This window comes from Vibrio pectenicida (assembly GCA_024347015.1).
In the GTDB taxonomy this organism is placed as follows: domain Bacteria; phylum Pseudomonadota; class Gammaproteobacteria; order Enterobacterales; family Vibrionaceae; genus Vibrio; species Vibrio pectenicida.
The window spans coordinates 2,480,114-2,496,284 of record AP024889.1 but is presented as its reverse complement, the minus strand read 5'-3'; the positions used below and the strand labels follow the sequence as shown (position 1 = coordinate 2,496,284).

At 39.6% G+C, this 16,171-nt stretch carries 16 protein-coding genes; 9 read left to right on the top strand and 7 right to left on the bottom strand.

Going from position 1 to position 16,171, the window contains the following annotated elements; all coding sequences use genetic code 11:
- Positions 1–31 precede the first annotated feature (31 nt).
- The gene (locus tag OCV27_RS11425; RefSeq protein WP_125320553.1) at positions 32–1,747 is read right to left on the bottom strand and encodes a proline--tRNA ligase; all 1,716 of its coding nucleotides are present in this window, start codon (positions 1,745–1,747) and stop codon (positions 32–34) included.
- A 109-nt stretch (positions 1,748–1,856) separates the two neighbouring features.
- A complete protein-coding gene (gene tsaA, locus OCV27_RS11420) occupies positions 1,857–2,552 on the bottom strand; it encodes a tRNA (N6-threonylcarbamoyladenosine(37)-N6)-methyltransferase TrmO (RefSeq protein WP_125320554.1) in 696 nt (231 codons plus the stop codon).
- Between the two features lie 114 nt (positions 2,553–2,666).
- On the opposite strand from tsaA, the gene OCV27_RS11415 reads away from it, so the two are divergent.
- The 4 genes from OCV27_RS11415 (at position 2,667) to OCV27_RS11400 (ending at position 6,209) form a co-directional block, all read left to right on the top strand.
- Complete coding sequence (locus OCV27_RS11415; protein ID WP_125320555.1) at positions 2,667–2,927, top strand: type B 50S ribosomal protein L31; 261 nt, start codon at positions 2,667–2,669, stop codon at positions 2,925–2,927.
- On the top strand, positions 2,928–3,053 hold the full coding sequence (ykgO, locus tag OCV27_RS11410; RefSeq protein ID WP_125320556.1) for a type B 50S ribosomal protein L36: 126 nt from the start codon (positions 2,928–2,930) through the stop codon (positions 3,051–3,053).
- 215 nt (positions 3,054–3,268) lie between these two features.
- Entirely contained in the window at positions 3,269–4,855 is a 1,587-nt protein-coding gene (locus tag OCV27_RS11405) for an AbgT family transporter (RefSeq protein ID WP_125320557.1), read from the top strand.
- Positions 4,856–5,849: 994 nt separating this feature from the next.
- Positions 5,850–6,209, top strand: a complete 360-nt coding sequence (locus OCV27_RS11400; RefSeq protein WP_185759753.1) for a helix-turn-helix transcriptional regulator — start codon at positions 5,850–5,852, stop codon at positions 6,207–6,209.
- A 7-nt stretch (positions 6,210–6,216) separates the two neighbouring features.
- Here OCV27_RS11400 and OCV27_RS11395 read toward each other — a convergent pair whose 3' ends face one another.
- A complete protein-coding gene (locus OCV27_RS11395) occupies positions 6,217–6,672 on the bottom strand; it encodes a hypothetical protein (protein WP_125320559.1) in 456 nt (151 codons plus the stop codon).
- 519 nt (positions 6,673–7,191) lie between these two features.
- Between OCV27_RS11395 and OCV27_RS11390 the strand changes: the two genes are divergently transcribed.
- Entirely contained in the window at positions 7,192–8,376 is a 1,185-nt protein-coding gene (locus OCV27_RS11390) for a hypothetical protein (RefSeq protein ID WP_337969072.1), read from the top strand.
- Positions 8,377–8,901: 525 nt separating this feature from the next.
- Positions 8,902–9,147, top strand: coding sequence for a hypothetical protein (locus OCV27_RS11385; RefSeq protein WP_125323432.1), 246 nt, complete (start codon positions 8,902–8,904; stop codon positions 9,145–9,147).
- A gap of 99 nt (positions 9,148–9,246) precedes the next feature.
- Here OCV27_RS11385 and OCV27_RS11380 read toward each other — a convergent pair whose 3' ends face one another.
- Complete coding sequence (locus OCV27_RS11380) at positions 9,247–10,698, bottom strand: trypsin-like serine peptidase (protein ID WP_337969071.1); 1,452 nt, start codon at positions 10,696–10,698, stop codon at positions 9,247–9,249.
- A 449-nt stretch (positions 10,699–11,147) separates the two neighbouring features.
- Positions 11,148–11,339: a hypothetical protein gene (locus OCV27_RS11375; protein ID WP_337969070.1), complete on the bottom strand. Its 192-nt coding sequence runs from the start codon at positions 11,337–11,339 to the stop codon at positions 11,148–11,150.
- A 335-nt stretch (positions 11,340–11,674) separates the two neighbouring features.
- On the opposite strand from OCV27_RS11375, the gene OCV27_RS11370 reads away from it, so the two are divergent.
- The 3 genes from OCV27_RS11370 (at position 11,675) to OCV27_RS11360 (ending at position 14,388) form a co-directional block, all read left to right on the top strand.
- A complete protein-coding gene (locus tag OCV27_RS11370) occupies positions 11,675–12,412 on the top strand; it encodes a metallophosphoesterase family protein (RefSeq protein ID WP_125320661.1) in 738 nt (245 codons plus the stop codon).
- 146 nt (positions 12,413–12,558) lie between these two features.
- Positions 12,559–13,458: a LysR family transcriptional regulator gene (locus OCV27_RS11365; protein ID WP_125320662.1), complete on the top strand. Its 900-nt coding sequence runs from the start codon at positions 12,559–12,561 to the stop codon at positions 13,456–13,458.
- Positions 13,459–13,668: 210 nt separating this feature from the next.
- Positions 13,669–14,388 (top strand): SDR family oxidoreductase, encoded by a 720-nt coding sequence (locus tag OCV27_RS11360; RefSeq protein WP_125320663.1) that lies wholly within the window; start codon positions 13,669–13,671, stop codon positions 14,386–14,388.
- Positions 14,389–14,449: 61 nt separating this feature from the next.
- On the opposite strand, the gene OCV27_RS11355 is transcribed toward OCV27_RS11360, so the two are convergent.
- On the bottom strand, positions 14,450–15,064 hold the full coding sequence (locus tag OCV27_RS11355; RefSeq protein WP_125320664.1) for a GNAT family N-acetyltransferase: 615 nt from the start codon (positions 15,062–15,064) through the stop codon (positions 14,450–14,452).
- A 138-nt stretch (positions 15,065–15,202) separates the two neighbouring features.
- Entirely contained in the window at positions 15,203–16,072 is an 870-nt protein-coding gene (locus OCV27_RS11350; protein WP_125320665.1) for a Vmh family MBL fold metallo-hydrolase, read from the bottom strand.
- Between the last annotated feature and the right edge of the window lie 99 nt (positions 16,073–16,171).

Genomic DNA, 16,171 nt, shown 5'->3' with positions numbered 1-16,171 from the left:
TCAGCCTTTTGCTTAGCAGTTTGTCTATTGGTTAAACCAATTGCTCTTTTAGATGGGCAATGATTTCAGCGATAGCAATCGATGTTTTATCACCAGTACGGCGATTTTTATATTCGAAGTTACCTTCCTTCATACTGCGATCGCCGATCACTACAGTGTGAGGTATGCCGATAAGTTCTATATCAGAGAACATAACACCTGGGCGCTCTTTACGGTCGTCGAATAGAACTTCAATACCCATCGCGGACAATTCTGTGTACAGTTTCTCAGCTGCTGCTTTGACTTCTTCAGATTTGTGCATGTTCATTGGAACAATCGCGACTTGGAAAGGGGCCAGTGCATCGGGCCAAATAATGCCATATTTATCGTGGTTTTGTTCGATAGCAGAAGCAACAATACGTGATACGCCAATACCGTAGCAGCCCATTTCTAGAATGGCATTCTTACCATCTGGACCCAGAACTCCACAGTTCATTGCTTGAGAGTATGTGTTGCCTAACTGGAATATATGGCCTACTTCGATACCACGTTTAAGCATCAGCGTTCCTTTGCCGCAAGGACTCGGATCGCCTTCTACTACGTTACGTAGATCTTCAACTTGGTCTAGCTCTACATCACGACCCCAGTTGATGCCAAAATAGTGCTTATCATCAATGTTAGCGCCAGCGCCAAAATCGCTCATTACAGCAACGGTGCGATCAACGATAAATGGTAGGCTCAGATCGACGGGGCCTAGAGAGCCTGGTCCCGCACCGACAAGCGCACGAATTTCTTCTTCGGTCGCCATTTCTAATGGAGCAGCCACTTGCGGAAGGTTTTCTGCTTTGACTTCGTTTAACTCGTGATCGCCGCGAATGATGAGTGCGATTATATCGGCACCCACTTCTTCTGATGCTTTGACGAACAGAGTTTTCACTGTTTTTTCAATGGGTAGGTCATATTGATCTACAAGCTCGGCAATCGTTTTTGCGTTTGGCGTATCAACCATCGTCATATCTTGGCTAGGAGCCGCGCGCTCACCAACAGGAGCAGCTGCTTCAGCTTTTTCAATGTTTGCTGCGTAGTCAGACTCGGTCGAGAATGCGATGAGATCTTCACCGCTTTCTGCTAGTACGTGGAACTCTTGCGAACCGCTACCACCGATAGCGCCAGAGTCGGCGAGTACAGGGCGGTATTCAAGCCCCATACGATCGAACGCCTTGCAGTAAGCATCGTGCATCGCTTGGTAAGATTTTTCTAACCCTTCTTTATCGATGTCGAAGCTATACGCATCCATCATGCAGAATTCACGAGCGCGCATAATACCAAAGCGAGGGCGACGCTCGTCACGGAATTTCGTCTGAATTTGATACAAATTAAGAGGTAGCTGTTTGTATGAACTCACTTCGTTACGTACAAGGGTAGTGATCACTTCTTCAGCGGTTGGGCTTAGAACAAACGGACGTGTATGACGGTCAGTAAAGCGAAGCAGCTCAGGGCCCATTTTCTCACTGCGGCCTGTCTCTTCCCAAAGTTCAAACGGTTGAACCACGGGCATCAAAGTTTCGACTGCACCTGCATTGTCGATTTCTTGACGAACGATGTTTTCGACTTTACGCAGTACGCGTAGACCAGTAGGTAGCCAGGTGTATAAACCTGAGGCCAGCTTACGGATCATACCTGCACGTAGCATGAGCTGGTGGCTCACAACTTCTGCGTCGTTTGGAGTCTCCTTCAAAGTAGAAAGAAGATAATTACTGGTACGCATTAATTTTATCCGTTTGTTAAAGTTAGTGTCTCCAACCAAAATGGGTCGGAGTATTTTATTTCCATCAGGGAAATAGTCAGCCGTTTATAATATCAGCCAAAAGCCTTTGTCAAAAGCACTCAATGTCAGTAACGGTAATTAAGTCATTTTTGACGATAAATTTTACGTTTAAATCGAATAAATTGACGGCATATTCTTTAGTGTCAGGCTTGTTTTTTTTATAAGCTGGCCTTGGATCTTGCGCCAGAACTTGTTCGATGACTGTTTTAACGGTACTGGCATCACTGCGTTGTTTTATTATGTGAAGCGCTTCTGATGAGAAGTTAATAGGCAAAGTTATGGGTTCTTCTTCAGCGTAGCCACCATTGGCACAAGCAATAGAGTCTGAGTAGGGAATATAGGGTTTGATATCGAGAATCGGCGTATTATTAACTAAGTCGACGTTACCTAGCTCGATATAGATTTGTTCCCCCATTTTAGTGATGCCTTTCATTTCAACCGCTGACATACCTATACCATTGGGCCTAAAAGTAGAACGAGACGCAAACACCCCCACACGCTCATTACCACCTAATCTTGGTGGTCTAACAGTAGGTTTCCATCCGGCTTCTAAATTTTGATCAAATAGAAATAGCAGCCAAAGATGTGAAAACTGCTCTAGGCTTCTCACGGCTTCAGGATTATTGGCTTCTCCCAATAATTTGACTCGAGAGGATGCAGCTGAAACCAAATTAGGTTGGCGAGGCACTGCAAACTTTTCTTTATAGGGACTTTCAATAAAACCGATTGGTTTTACAGAATACATATTTTTCTCTCAGGGCAAGGGGGGCAATAAAAGTACCACAAAAAGACTAGCAATACTTGTTGATAGTCGTTATCATTTGTTATGTTATAACATATCGAATATGGACGAGTATTTATGCAAGATAACATTCACCCTGAATACAGAACCGTGGTATTTCATGATACCAGTATTGATGAATATTTTTTAATTGGGTCGACATTAAACACCGATCGTACGATCGAGTGGCAAGATGGTAACACCTACCCCTATTTTACCATTGAGGTTTCATCTAAATCACATCCTTTTTACACTGGTAAACAGCGTGTTATACATCAGGAAGGGCGAGTGGCTAACTTTAAGCGTCGCTTTGGACAATTTGCGAAAGGAGACGAGTAAATGAAAGTACTAAAATCTCTCAAGAGTGCTAAAAATCGCCATCCGGATTGCCAAATTGTGAAGAGAAAAGGGAGGCTGTATGTGATTTGCAAAGCTAACCCACGCTTTAAAGCGGTTCAGCGCTGAGTAACCCAAGTTAGTGGTGTAACTGATTGTATTGATTATTGTCGATTGCATGGGGTATATCACTAACTTTAGGGTTTTATTCCCTGAGATATCATGATCAGACTAACGCTTTGTTACATTTACGACTTTTAATTGATTTCTTTGTTGAGTAACCTTCACAAACTTTGTTGGCAAATTGTTACAAAGTGCAGTAACTACTTACAAGGAGGGAACAGATGACGTCATCTGCTTCAGTTACACCTAACTCACCTAAAAAGCCGATATTCACGCGCTTTTTAGATATGGTTGAGTACTTAGGCAATCTACTGCCTCACCCCATCACATTGTTTGTGATCCTTTGCGCTACGGTATTGGTCACATCAGGCATTGCTGGATATTTTGAACTTTCTGTTATTGACCCAAGGCCTGAAGGTGTAAAAGGGCGAGCCGCTGACGGCATGATTCACGCAGTGAGTCTGCTCAATGCTGATGGCCTTGAGTTAATTGTAACCAACTTAGTGAAAAACTTTGTTGGCTTTGCGCCGCTTGGAACCGTTCTAGTTGCGCTATTGGGCGTTGCGGTTGCCGAATACTCAGGGCTGCTTTCGGCTGTGATGCGTGGGATGGTCATGGGCGCTTCAAAGCGCATGGTCACCATCACCGTTGTCTTTGCGGGCATTATCTCTAATACGGCTTCAGAGCTTGGCTATGTAGTGCTTATTCCTCTTGCAGCCATGCTATTTCATTCTTTGGGTCGCCACCCTCTAGCTGGCCTTGCCGCTGCTTTTGCTGGTGTCTCTGGCGGCTATTCGGCTAACTTGCTGATTGGCACGGTTGATCCATTGCTTTCAGGGATCACGGAAACGGCTGCACAGCTGATTGACTCAAGCTATACGGTTGGGCCCGAGGTCAACTGGTATTTCATGTTTGTATCAACCTTCTTTATCGCCGGCATGGGCGCTTTTGTCACTGAAAAAATAGTTGAGCCTAAGCTTGGCAAGTACAGCGAAGATGAAGCCGCAGAAGATTTGTCCAATGACTCTATGGGCAAATTGAATGAGATTGAGAAAAAAGGCATGAAACTAGCTGGCATGAGCGTGCTTGTTGTATGTGCATTGCTGGCTTGGACCATAGTGCCAACCGATGGCATTTTACGCTCCGATGCAGGCACAGTAGCTGGTTCACCATTTTTGAAAAGTATTGTCGCCTTTATCTTTGTCTTTTTTGCGATTCCAGGGCTGGTTTACGGTAAAGTTGTCGGCACAATGAAAACTGACCGCGACGTGATTGATGCCATGTCAAAGTCGATGTCCTCAATGGGTATGTACATTGTACTGGTGTTTTTCGCCGCCCAGTTTGTCGCCTTTTTCAAGTGGACTAACTTTGGCCAAGTGTTTGCTGTTTCGGGGGCGAGCTTTTTACAAGAGATTGGCTTAACAGGGCCTATGTTGTTCTTTGCCTTTATTTTGATGTGCGGCTTTATTAACTTGATGATTGGCTCAGCTTCAGCTCAGTGGGCAGTCACTGCACCTATTTTTGTGCCTATGTTGATGCTAGTTGGCTACGCGCCAGAAACGATTCAAGCGGCATATCGAATTGGTGATTCGGCGACTAATATTATCACGCCTATGATGAGCTACTTCGCCCTTATTCTGGCTGTAGCGACGCGTTATATGAAAAACCTTGGCATTGGCACCCTAATCGCCACTATGCTGCCTTACTCACTGTGTTTTATCGTCGGCTGGAGCCTACTCTTCTACCTATGGGTATTTGTGTTTGGCCTACCTGTTGGCCCGGGCGCGGCAACCTACTACACGCCGTAACCATATAAAGTCCAAACCTTTAATCGATTTAGCCCCTAAACGCTTTGGCGTTTAGGGGCTTTTATGTACTTGAGGACTTGTACACTTGAAATTTTTAGTAAGGGCGCTTTTTCTCAATAAAGGATTTAGCCCATATTACTCAGTGGAAGATAGTACCATTGAATTAGTGTTTCTTTTGTTAACAAAATTTTTCCTGAGTCCAGTTGGCTGAGTCATTATAAACTTCTTTTAGTTTTCGGGTACTAAAGCTTATGTATTGTTAATATCTTCTTTAGTATTATCAAGTTAGATGATGTTAATAACATTCTGATTTTTATAATAATTAATAGATACAGTGCTTTTTGAGATACATTATGGAAACCATCATCTAACAAGGCAGCTGAGCTACGGACAAATTAGCTAAAAAGCTTGCCTCACAAAAGAATTGTGAGGCATTTACCTAGTAAGGTTATAGATAATAGTACAATTTGGCTTGGAGCTTACCCGGTACTATTTTAGGAACAGCCCGAAGTAGTAAGAACTTAGGGTAAGTTAAAGCTGTTTATACAAAAACCCTAAATTTAGGGTTGATTGGTACATATCCACAAACCGAATAATTAAGTTGTTAACTCAATGAAATAAAAGTCGAATTCAGAACTATCGCTCAGAAAAGATTCAGCAATAAAATCTGATTGTGAGTCACTGAAAGAAAAATTAAATATTGACCTATACAGCTTATATATTGAAAGCAATAGAAATGTATCGGTGATTTCAAATTTGCCTTCAGATGTAAAGAAAATATATAGAAAGGAGAACTTATACCTTATCGACCCTATGTTGAATAACGATAAGGAAGGGGTGTTTATGACTAAAAATAATAGAGACCCTCAAGAAGTGGAGTTTAACGAAAAAATTAGAAAAATGATTCAATATCAATAACTTATATGCTAGATCTTCGATTATTGCTTCGATGAAGGTTTCGTTTGTTCTGGGGAGTTTTTGTCAGGAAGGTAGTTTGTATTTCAATGAGGTTAAAGATAAAGCTGTGATTAAATTTTCAAAGTACATGCTTAAGAAGTACATTCATGAAATCTCGGTAGAAATGGAAGAAGTAAAGTTGTCCCCACTTATTTTTAATCCAGAGACAATCGCAGGACAGCTCTTTAATGATAGCCCTATTGAAAAGCCTAATTATGGAGAACTGTCATGCTTATCTCTAGCAAAAGATGGGATAGACGTGACAGAAATATCTAAGATTACTGGATATAAAGTATCTACCGTACATAGTAACCTTAAAAATGCGCGCCTAAAGTTAGGGGCAAAAAAAACCATCGATGCAGCGATAAAAGCTATCAATCTTGGTTGGATAGCTTAGCTAAGTGCTAAGTGCTAAGTGCTAAGTCTATATCAGCTAACTCGGGATATTGACTAAATTCACGTATTATAGTTTTCGTCGAGTTTATCACTTTGTCTCTCAATTCACTAAAATGAAGTTGATTATCGTGCGGTTTCCATGGGACGGTGACAATACATGAGATAGACTGGTTTCTATGACTCAATGAAAAGGAAAAAAGGTTGTAGTATCCGTGGCCTGCCATTTTTTTAATGTAGTTTGAGGTATATTCCCCCAATTCATTTGGATAACAAACTCGGCCAGGGTTTTGCTCAGTGAAATCAAACGTGTCATCAATTTTATCGTATTGATTTTGGTAATAGATGTCTTTGTAAGCGCAAGGCATATTGGAGATAATCTGGCTTTGTTCCCCATTGGTAAGTTTTAGCGAAAGATATAAGTCTTCCACCTTTATTTTGTTGTTAATTTTTGTAGTGATACTCATAATTATCTTAAATTCAGTCTCTTACAGGAAGAGCAAGTAATGGCTAGCACTCTTTGAGTCAATAGAAGAGTGTTGCCCGGTAAAGTTCTATTGGTGTATGTCCTAAATTTAACTTTACCTTGGTCAGCGTGTAGCTGTTAGAGTCATGGCTGGTAGCTCGCTCAGTTTTTTGGCTGGGATGTTTTTGCCCCATTTTATGTTGCGTGTCGAAGTTTGAGTAAAAGTCATTGGGTAGATTTGGTATAGAAAAACTAATGTTTATAAAGGCAAGCTTGACCCCATTACATTGTGCATCTCCACTTTATGTTTAATCTAGAACCAAATATCTGTACGAAATTTAACCTACAATTGACGCTATATATCCCCATTGATATGCAGTTAGTTTAATTGTGCTTTTTCGTCAAATTCAGGGTAAGACCTGATAACACACTTACATACTCTGATTTAAAATTACGAAGGCCTTTGATGTTTACTTATGATAATCATCAGAAACTAAAATTAATAGGATACTATTGAAAGATGAAAATAAATTTAATATTAACTAATATATTATTTTTTATCATTTCTTCGCAAACATTTGCTGGATGTGATGAAGACACACTTAATAAAAAAAGAGATGTAGTGGTAATCAACCCATATAGTTCTAATACTGATGATACTCTTTCAGATAATACCGGTATTTGCACTCATAGTAGTCTTGGTAATGTATTCATTGCTCCTACCCAAGTGCAAAAAGGAGAATTAACTGACATTAATATTGGTTTATATCACAGTTGTCAAGAACACAAAATCAGTGATCTATATGAACCATTAATTATTGTTGCTCCCTCTAGTCAGTTAAAAACATCGGAATTAAAATCAGTTATAGATAAGATGTCGAATCAATATGGGTTTGTAAAATACAATACAATATTCATAGAAGAAACTGACTCACTTACACAACCAACTCAAGAATCATTTAACCTAAATAAAGTATTAAATGAATTAGCCATTAGTTACACTCATACCTATAATTTGTTATTTTCCGAAAAATCCCCAATTCAAGATAAGATGATTGAAAAAGGTATAGATAGCATAAAGTTTAATAGATCAAGCTCTAATCTAAATATTGAATCCTCAGAGATTTTTAGTTTGGATAGTGAATCAGTCCTGCGACTAAAAGAGGCACTTTATGATATAAATAAAGGAGAATTTATTTCTTTCAGTGGTGTGGTAAATAAAGAGAGTGGTAAAATAAATTTACTTCCTAATATTCCAAGAGATAAAAAGCATAATATATTTGTATTAAACTCTTTGAAGCATAAAGTTATGGGTGGTTATGAACCGGTGAAATTCCCAACCAACCCTCAATCTCTTATTAGAAAAGATTTAATTGATGTGCATAAAGGACAATTTAATTTTCCAGCCTACAAAGATGGAGTAAATAGAATACCAGAGCATATAAAACATTTGTATAGCATATTACATCCAAATAATTTCGATGAACAGATAGGTATTCAAGAAGCAAAATCGCATTTGGGCTTCACTTTAAATCTTGTATATAACCAAGAGAGAGAGAAGGTTCTATTACTAGATGGTAAGTCCCAATCACTCAATGGATTAGAATTATCTCTAGATCAGGAGTGGGATAAGCAACCCAAAGAAGGGAGTGAGCTTCCCCCTCTACAAGCAGCAAAAATTATTAATGCTTGCTTAACCTGGTAAATGTAAATGATGTTATTGATTACATCAAGAGCCTAAAAAATCATTAATATTCTAATGAGGGTTATATTTTTGTTCAAATCTATAACCCTCAGTAATACCAAATAAGTATTACGATATTTACTTCTAACTATTTACTACCCTCCGCTAAGGGAGAATGCATGGGCATTTTTTAAATATAAGTGTAATGAAAACTAGAAAGCGTATATTTTTAAAATACATCGCTGTTGTTTTTAATATTTTAAACATAAATAACTATTATTCTTCACGTAACTATTTACCCGCAAGGTCTTGACAGCAAAGTTATGTGACAGAGTTAACTTGATCCCACATCTAACTTGAGTGATCTTTTTGTGGTGGCAATCTGGAGGTATTAATAAGAAAACATTACCTCCACAGAACAAATTCTCGGGGTCAGGTCTTTCATTTTGCCCTAGCCAAATTTATCCGAATGCCTGACATTCATCTGAAATCGTAACGTGGAATTGTCCAATTTCTTGGTGAATGTGTCAGAGTGGCGTGCAGGGTATGCTAAGCCAATCAAACTCTTGGTATCATGCTTTTATTTATGATAGCGGAAGAAAGATCAATGATCATATGTCAGAGAATATTTTGTTGGAAAAAACGTCTCCACAATGTTGGAGCGGAAAGGTTAATGATTTTTTCAATGATGAAAAAACCATGGTGACTTTATGTAAGAAAAATGAATTGGTTGTTTGGGAGACCGAACTATCCGCTCTTTATGTACCCGAATTTGAGAACTTTATTCGCTAAAGTCCTTTTGATGTGTGCGCTGAATTTACCGTTTTTATGGAGTAATGATTAGAGTGCCACTCACCCTAGTAATAGGGTGAGTGAAGGATTACTGGGGGATTAATCGTTGATAGCATTTTGGACGATTTGATGTTTAGTTTCTTCATCAAGTTCACCCCTTGTAAAACCATCGAGAGTAAAGCTGCCGTCTGGTGAGACAGAAATGCTCTTCGATCCTGCTATAACCACGTCAGTATTGTCCATTTTTATCAGATCTAGAATCTCTTTCTGCCTGATAGTTATTTCAAGACCGAAATCTGATTGTGAGCTCATACCACCACAAATAATAACTTTACCACCATTTTGCAGAGACTCTTTCGCTTCTGACAGAATATGTTTGGCATTTTCTTCATAGTTTAGTGGGGCATAAACGTTACTGCCGTTAAGGTGCATTAGAGTTCTTTTTGTATAATTGATGCCATCAAATCCAGTAAGAATTGCTATCGCTGAGCAGTCCATCAGACTCTCGGTAGTCAGCATAGTCACAGTGTCTTCGTTGACAGTAACTGATTGTCCCATCGAAACCTCAACTGAATCAGAACTTCCCCAATCTTCTTGATACATTTGAAGTCCTTTCTCTCTTTTCCCAGAGAAAGGCGTTGTATTTGTTCTTGTAACCTTAAAGGTATTCGTAGTATCAGCACTCGGTACTACGACAGGGTTAATATTGATAACTTCTGTCTTACTTAAATGCAGAGTACCCGATGCCCATTCTGATGCTTTAACATTATAAGTGCATGTTTCAAAAGGCGAAAACTCTCGATCAAAACATGTTCCACCTGTTAAACTGATATTACCTGTGGTGTATGCACCATTTGTTGCCCCACCTTGGTGTAAGGATTGTATTTTGATACTGAGATTACCGCTGCCAGTTTTAACTGTGGGGTAGTGCCAACCGTTAATTTCTTTTAATAACCAATCCTTTACACTATATAGCCTAGTCGCGATCATAGAAGAGTCATCATCCACAGATCTATGGATAGCAACTATTTTTCCTTCCTCGTTAAGCCAAGGGCCGCCAGAATCTCCCCCCTGAGTTATGCCGTTTCCAATAAATGTGGAACGATACCAATTGTTAGCTTTACTGAATGATGAATTTATCATTGTTTTGGCGCTGTTAAGCTCTGTTCCACCAGCAAACCCCAAGATAGTCACATAGTCATTATCATTAACAGGATCAGTATTGAGGTTCGCGATAAACCGAATATTTTCTGTTTGAACAGTTTCAGGCAGTGTCCAAACTGATACATCGGGTGCGAATTCGTCATCTAAACTAGTTGGGTGATTGCTAGATGTGGCACTTAATAATTTGCTATCGGCAAGATATACCGAATTTTTTTGAGGCTCACAGTGACTCGCTGTTATGAGTTTGTTCCCGGCAATAACTGTACCCGTACAATTAAAAGTAGCTATATCAGAATATGAGCTACTCCAGTTTAAAAACGCACCATTTTCAATTGCATAAGATGCAGAAGAAAAGATCAATGCTGTATAGAGAGAAATATTTTTCATATGGATACCATTGTTTAAATTGAAAAATATGACACCTAAAGGAATGATGATTGTCAGAAAGCAGTACACTTAACGTGTAAACTTTCTTACTTTTTTTGCACAAAAAACATTTAAATACAAATGGTTACAAATTTTCATTGGATTTTTCTCATTGAATGGGGTAGAGCCTCAGCTTAAGATACACTATTCAATAACTGAAAATTTGGGTGAGTGCTGTGTCTCGGTACCATTCGTAAAAAGTGATAGAGTCATATCTTTAATGCCGATCAGTTAGTCACTTTATTGAATATTTAGTCACATATTATTCAATGTCTAGCTAGGAATGCAAAGTACCTATAAAACTAGCAAAATACAGATACAACAAGGGCCCAAGAATGATAGTCCTTTTGGTGTGTGTCCCAAATTTACCTTACGAAAAGCCCGTCTATTGTGGGTGCGCCCAAATAAGATTATTGAGGTAGGAGTTTATTTGCCGCTTTGGTATTGGAAGGTTTAACAGGTCTCACTAGAAGTTCACTTAATCCCTTAATTGTACTAGCGTGAATACCTCCAAGATTAAAACCTATGCTCATTAACTCTGTGTTAGCATTAAAGCGAGCACCAGAAACTGTAGATAGTATATCCAATTTTAAAACTTTCATTTTTAACCTATAAATAATTATTCTTTAATAAATTGATTTAATATTAATTAAAAAAACATTTTAGAAATTAATTTTTTATGAGGATTATAACTTTTTATTATTATTTTTGAGACCTAGAATGTAGTGACGCAAATTTATTGTGCCACAACACAGGGTAAAGTCATGCAGGGGATTATTAATATAAGGAAGTGTGAGTTAGATATCTATCACAAAGGAGTATATGAGAAATGGGCAATTATAATCGGTTTATCATGCTATTATCAGCCGCAATAAAGAAAGCCCTGCGCGAGTTAGTGGCGGTTTTTTAGTCGCTTATTAAATAGAGAACCTTAGAAATGAAAACCATAGTTCAAATTAGTGATTGTCATTTTAATCTAAATAAAGTTAACGCTAAGCAAGCGTTGGCGCATACATTAAACTTTATCAATCGTTTAAACTTTGACTATCTATTTATAACTGGGGATATTTGCGAAAGCCCATCTATACCGCAGTATGAAGTCTTTGCGCGTTTAATTTCTGAGCACATTAGTACGTCCAATATATATGCAATCGCGGGTAATCACGACTGCATAGACATGATGAAATCTGCTTTCAAAGACACATCGATAAAAGTGGCTGAACAGGTATCTATAGAGAGGTTTAATGTCATGTTTATTGACTCTAGCAAAAAGGCGAAAAAGGCAATGATGCTAGGGGCAGGTCGAGTCGCCAGTGAAGACATTAAAAGAATTGACAATGCCAACCAAGAGACAGTGATAGTTATACATCACCCCATTTTTGAAAATGACTGTGATTGGTTTAATGCAATCGGGTTAGAAAACCAAAAAGAAGTCGCAACCTCTGTTTTAAATAATGAAAACATTCAACATATTATATGCGGCCATGGGCATTCCTTTATCAAAACTAAGCGACTACACACCACTCAAATTATGAGTCCCTCCACATCCTATGGGTTTGATCATGACAGTAAAGTCTTTTTAAAAAACGAAAATATTGGAGCGGTTATGATCAAAGTGGGTGAAACTATCACATCCCAAGAGATAACAATCCCCTCGCGGATTGAATGCCAATAGAGTGACATGCCTGCCGCTTGTTTATCGCAGAGTCCTGGCTAAGAGATAACGCTTTAGCGGATAAGATAGTGGAATACATTGTTGATGTATGGAGATATAATCTTACTATTATTGCTATAGGGCAACAATAATCCGCGGTGATCTTAATGCTAAACAATATCAACTTATCCGATGTCCGAACCTTTGTGCTTATTGCCAAATTGGGCAACTTCACCAAGGCTGCCGAGGCGCTGTCTGTTTCTCGCTCTCATGTCTCTCGGCAGATAAGTGCGCTAGAGAAACAAATTAAAGTAACACTACTCACGCGAACCACCCGCAGCTTAAAATTAACCCATGCGGGGGAGAGCTTTTACCTTCAATGCGAAAAAGCGTTAAACGAGATCGATCAAGCCTTGATTGCCGCGGTTGATGATACCGAAGAGGTGCGTGGTTTAATTCGAGTTAATTGTGTCGGTGGGTATATTGGTGAAAGCATTATCTCCGATTATGTGGCCATGTTCATGGCTCAGTACCCTCAAATACAAGTATACCTAGATTTTAGTAGCCATAGGGTTGACTTGATCCAAGATGATTTTGATATTGCTTTTCGTATGGGAGAGCTGGAAGACTCAGGGTTTATTGCAAAAAAACTAATGGGTGTTGAGATTACCACATTAGCCAGCCCTAGTTATATCGAGCAATATGGTAGCCCCAAGCACCCTAGAGACTTAACTCAGCACCGCTGCCTTATAGGCTCAATTACACGCTGGAGTTTTCAATCAACACAAGACAGCCAAGAGCATTATGATGTCACCATTGATGGGCAACTGGTCAGTAAAAACGGTCATGCGCTGATAAATTCTGCGCTTATCGGCAATGGCATCATTCGTGTACCTCTAATGTATTGTGAGAAAGCCGTGAATGAGGGTGAACTTGTTCGTGTTCTGCCGCAATGGCAAATTCCATTGGTACCATTCTCCGCCGTTTATCATAGAGATAAATATCAACCAATCCGTCTGCGCACCTTTATCGATTTTATCAAGCAATGCTTTGAGCGTGACTATTAATATTTCAACTTACCCTTTTGTTTAAGTGATCAGAACACTGCTTTTATCTCTACCAGTACTGGTTTTCTCTTTATCTATGCACTTGGTTATTGTTGCTGTTTGGCAATAGTAATTTGATTTAAGTGCTATATATCAACACCAATGTTTTTCTTAACATACATCCATCGCAACGACAGATGTTGCCAATTGGATAAATCATTGGAGAGAAACATGAAAAAATTAATCGTTATCACAGGTGCAAGTTCAGGTATTGGTGAAGCTATCGCACGTCGTCTAAGTGATGTGGGGCATCCTTTGTTATTGCTTGCTCGTCGTGTAGATCGTCTTCAGGCATTAGATTTACCTAATACCCTATGCGAAAAAGTCGATGTGACTGATAAGTCATCATTTGAGGCTGCCATCGCTAAAGCGGAAGCGCAGTTTGGCCCGACCGATTGCATTGTCAATAATGCAGGGGTGATGCTGCTAAGCCCGCTTGATGTCCAAGACTCGGCTGAATGGAAAGCTATGTTTGATGTTAATGTAATGGGGTTTATGAATGGGATGCAGGCCGTATTGGCTCCTATGAAAGCTCGCCAAACGGGCACCATTATTAATATCAGTTCGATTGCGGGCCGAAAATCATTTGCCAATCATGCAGCGTACTGCGGCACCAAGTTTGCTGTTCATGCCATCTCTGAAAATGTGCGTGAAGAAGTGGCAGATTTTAATGTGCGAGTGACAACTATCGCCCCTGGTGCGGTCGAAACTGAGTTACTGTCGCACACCACCTCAAGCGATATTATTGATGGCTACGAAGATTGGAAAGGGTCAATGGGCGGAGCACTTTCTCCAGATGATGTTGCCCGCTCTGTTGAGTATGCTTACCAGCAGCCTCAAGGTGTATGCATCCGCGAAATCGTGGTTTGTGCGACTCGCCAGCAGGCTTAATCTCACAACAAACCTCAATTAAACAAAAGGGCTTTGGCCCTTTTTGTTTTCAGCGAAGGTATTAGACGTTTTTGGTATAAATAAAGCGAGTAACATCAGGGTTAAAGGCACTTTCTTCTTGTTTGACACAGTCATAGCCATTGGTGTCGTAATACTGATAAGTACAAAGGTTGTCAGAAACAAGTCGGTACTTATTCACCCCCAATTGTCGTAAAAACGCTTCGTATTGCTCAATAAGTTGTGAACCAATTTTTTGCCGACGAAATTTTTTATCGATACAAATCAAGAGCAGTTCTGAATTACCATCATCCTCTTGTATTTTGTGGTGGTACGATGTGAGTTTATCTTGTCGCTCAGCCAGTATCCGTTGACCCTGGGGGGTATTCTTTAGTGCCATATTTGCTTTTTGTAGCCTTGGTGCTGGATCAAAGCTTATAGCCACTTGGTTTGTTTGCGCAGAGGTAGCGATGATCACGCCACAAATTTCACTTTTGCATTCTGCCACCATGATCATATTGGCTTTATAAAAGTCTTGCGCCAGATTTAGAATAGCAAGACTGTGGAACTCAGATTTACAGGTTGCTTTGGTGAGTGCACGGAGATCCATATTGTTAACATAGAGTTCAACGACATTATCAAAGTCAGTTGCTTTAGCGGTTCTAAAATGAATATTCATAGCAAGATCGTTCCGAAGAAATATTACCTTGACGATAGTCGACAAGGCAATATTTTAGTTGTAAGTGAGAGGATGTTGAATGTAGTTTACTCATGGCGTGGAGCGAGCTAGTCAACAGTGATTGGTAGCGTTCTTAAATTAGTGCCATTCAACCTCTCCACTAAGCACTTGCGCTCCAAGTGTTAGATCACTTTCAGTGGCTTGCAGTTCTGGGTATTTATCTTTCATTGTTTTGATGATTTCTTTTGAGGTTAGGTTATGTTTATCCTCTAACACACTTTCAATGTGGCCCAAGTAATCAATCGTAAATTGAACCCCGTCGATACCCTTAGGCATTTCCCCTAAGTAGTGGCCAGGAATGACAACTTGTGGTTCGAGCTTCTTCATACGCTCAAGTGATTGTACCCATTGCTCGCGTGCTTTCTTCTTTTGTGTGTCAGCCATCCAAACATGCACACCGCTGTAAACAGAGACACCACCAAAGACTGTTTTTTCAGATGGGACCCAAAGATAAGCCTGATGAGAATTTATCTCTTTTACTTCAATGGTTTTACCATCAAGAGTCAAAGACGTTTTATCAAGTACACTTGGTACAATTACTTTAGAAGGTGAATGCTCTCCTAAAATGGGGCCCCAATACTCTAACTTTGCTTCTTTGGTCTTGTTAATATGGTCGACCACTGTTCTGCTTGCGACAACCTCTACATTTGGAAATGCAGCAACAATAGGTTCTAAACCAAAGTAATAATCTGGGTCACCTGCGCTGATGTAAATCATAGACAGTGTTTTGCCTGATTCTTTCACTAGTTCAACCAGCTTTTGTCCATCAGTAGTACTGAATTGCGCATCAAACAAAATGGCTTCTTTGTCACCTGAAACTAACACGGAGCTTGCTGGGAATATTGCCTCTGAACCGGGGTTATAGTGAGTGATATTGAGTTTTTCTGCTGACATAGCACTTACTGAAAATAATGTGGTTGCTAATAGTGATGCTGTGCGTTTTTTCATCTTTTTTTCCTTATCATCGGTGACCCCATGCCACCCTCAGTTGAAGTGATAACGATGTTATTCGATTAAAATTAGATGAAATAGATACCAAATCGACTT

Coding starts and splice junctions, on each gene's coding strand:
- OCV27_RS11425 (WP_125320553.1), bottom strand. CDS start 1,747: ATGCGTACCAGTAATTATCTTCTTTCTACTTTGAAGGAGACTCCAAAC.
- tsaA (WP_125320554.1), bottom strand. CDS start 2,552: ATGTATTCTGTAAAACCAATCGGTTTTATTGAAAGTCCCTATAAAGAA.
- OCV27_RS11415 (WP_125320555.1), top strand. CDS start 2,667: ATGCAAGATAACATTCACCCTGAATACAGAACCGTGGTATTTCATGAT.
- ykgO (WP_125320556.1), top strand. CDS start 2,928: ATGAAAGTACTAAAATCTCTCAAGAGTGCTAAAAATCGCCATCCGGAT.
- OCV27_RS11405 (WP_125320557.1), top strand. CDS start 3,269: ATGACGTCATCTGCTTCAGTTACACCTAACTCACCTAAAAAGCCGATA.
- OCV27_RS11395 (WP_125320559.1), bottom strand. CDS start 6,672: ATGAGTATCACTACAAAAATTAACAACAAAATAAAGGTGGAAGACTTA.
- OCV27_RS11390 (WP_337969072.1), top strand. CDS start 7,192: ATGAAAATAAATTTAATATTAACTAATATATTATTTTTTATCATTTCT.
- OCV27_RS11385 (WP_125323432.1), top strand. CDS start 8,902: ATGCTAAGCCAATCAAACTCTTGGTATCATGCTTTTATTTATGATAGC.
- OCV27_RS11380 (WP_337969071.1), bottom strand. CDS start 10,698: ATGAAAAATATTTCTCTCTATACAGCATTGATCTTTTCTTCTGCATCT.
- OCV27_RS11375 (WP_337969070.1), bottom strand. CDS start 11,339: ATGAAAGTTTTAAAATTGGATATACTATCTACAGTTTCTGGTGCTCGC.
- OCV27_RS11370 (WP_125320661.1), top strand. CDS start 11,675: ATGAAAACCATAGTTCAAATTAGTGATTGTCATTTTAATCTAAATAAA.
- OCV27_RS11365 (WP_125320662.1), top strand. CDS start 12,559: ATGCTAAACAATATCAACTTATCCGATGTCCGAACCTTTGTGCTTATT.
- OCV27_RS11360 (WP_125320663.1), top strand. CDS start 13,669: ATGAAAAAATTAATCGTTATCACAGGTGCAAGTTCAGGTATTGGTGAA.
- OCV27_RS11355 (WP_125320664.1), bottom strand. CDS start 15,064: ATGAATATTCATTTTAGAACCGCTAAAGCAACTGACTTTGATAATGTC.
- OCV27_RS11350 (WP_125320665.1), bottom strand. CDS start 16,072: ATGAAAAAACGCACAGCATCACTATTAGCAACCACATTATTTTCAGTA.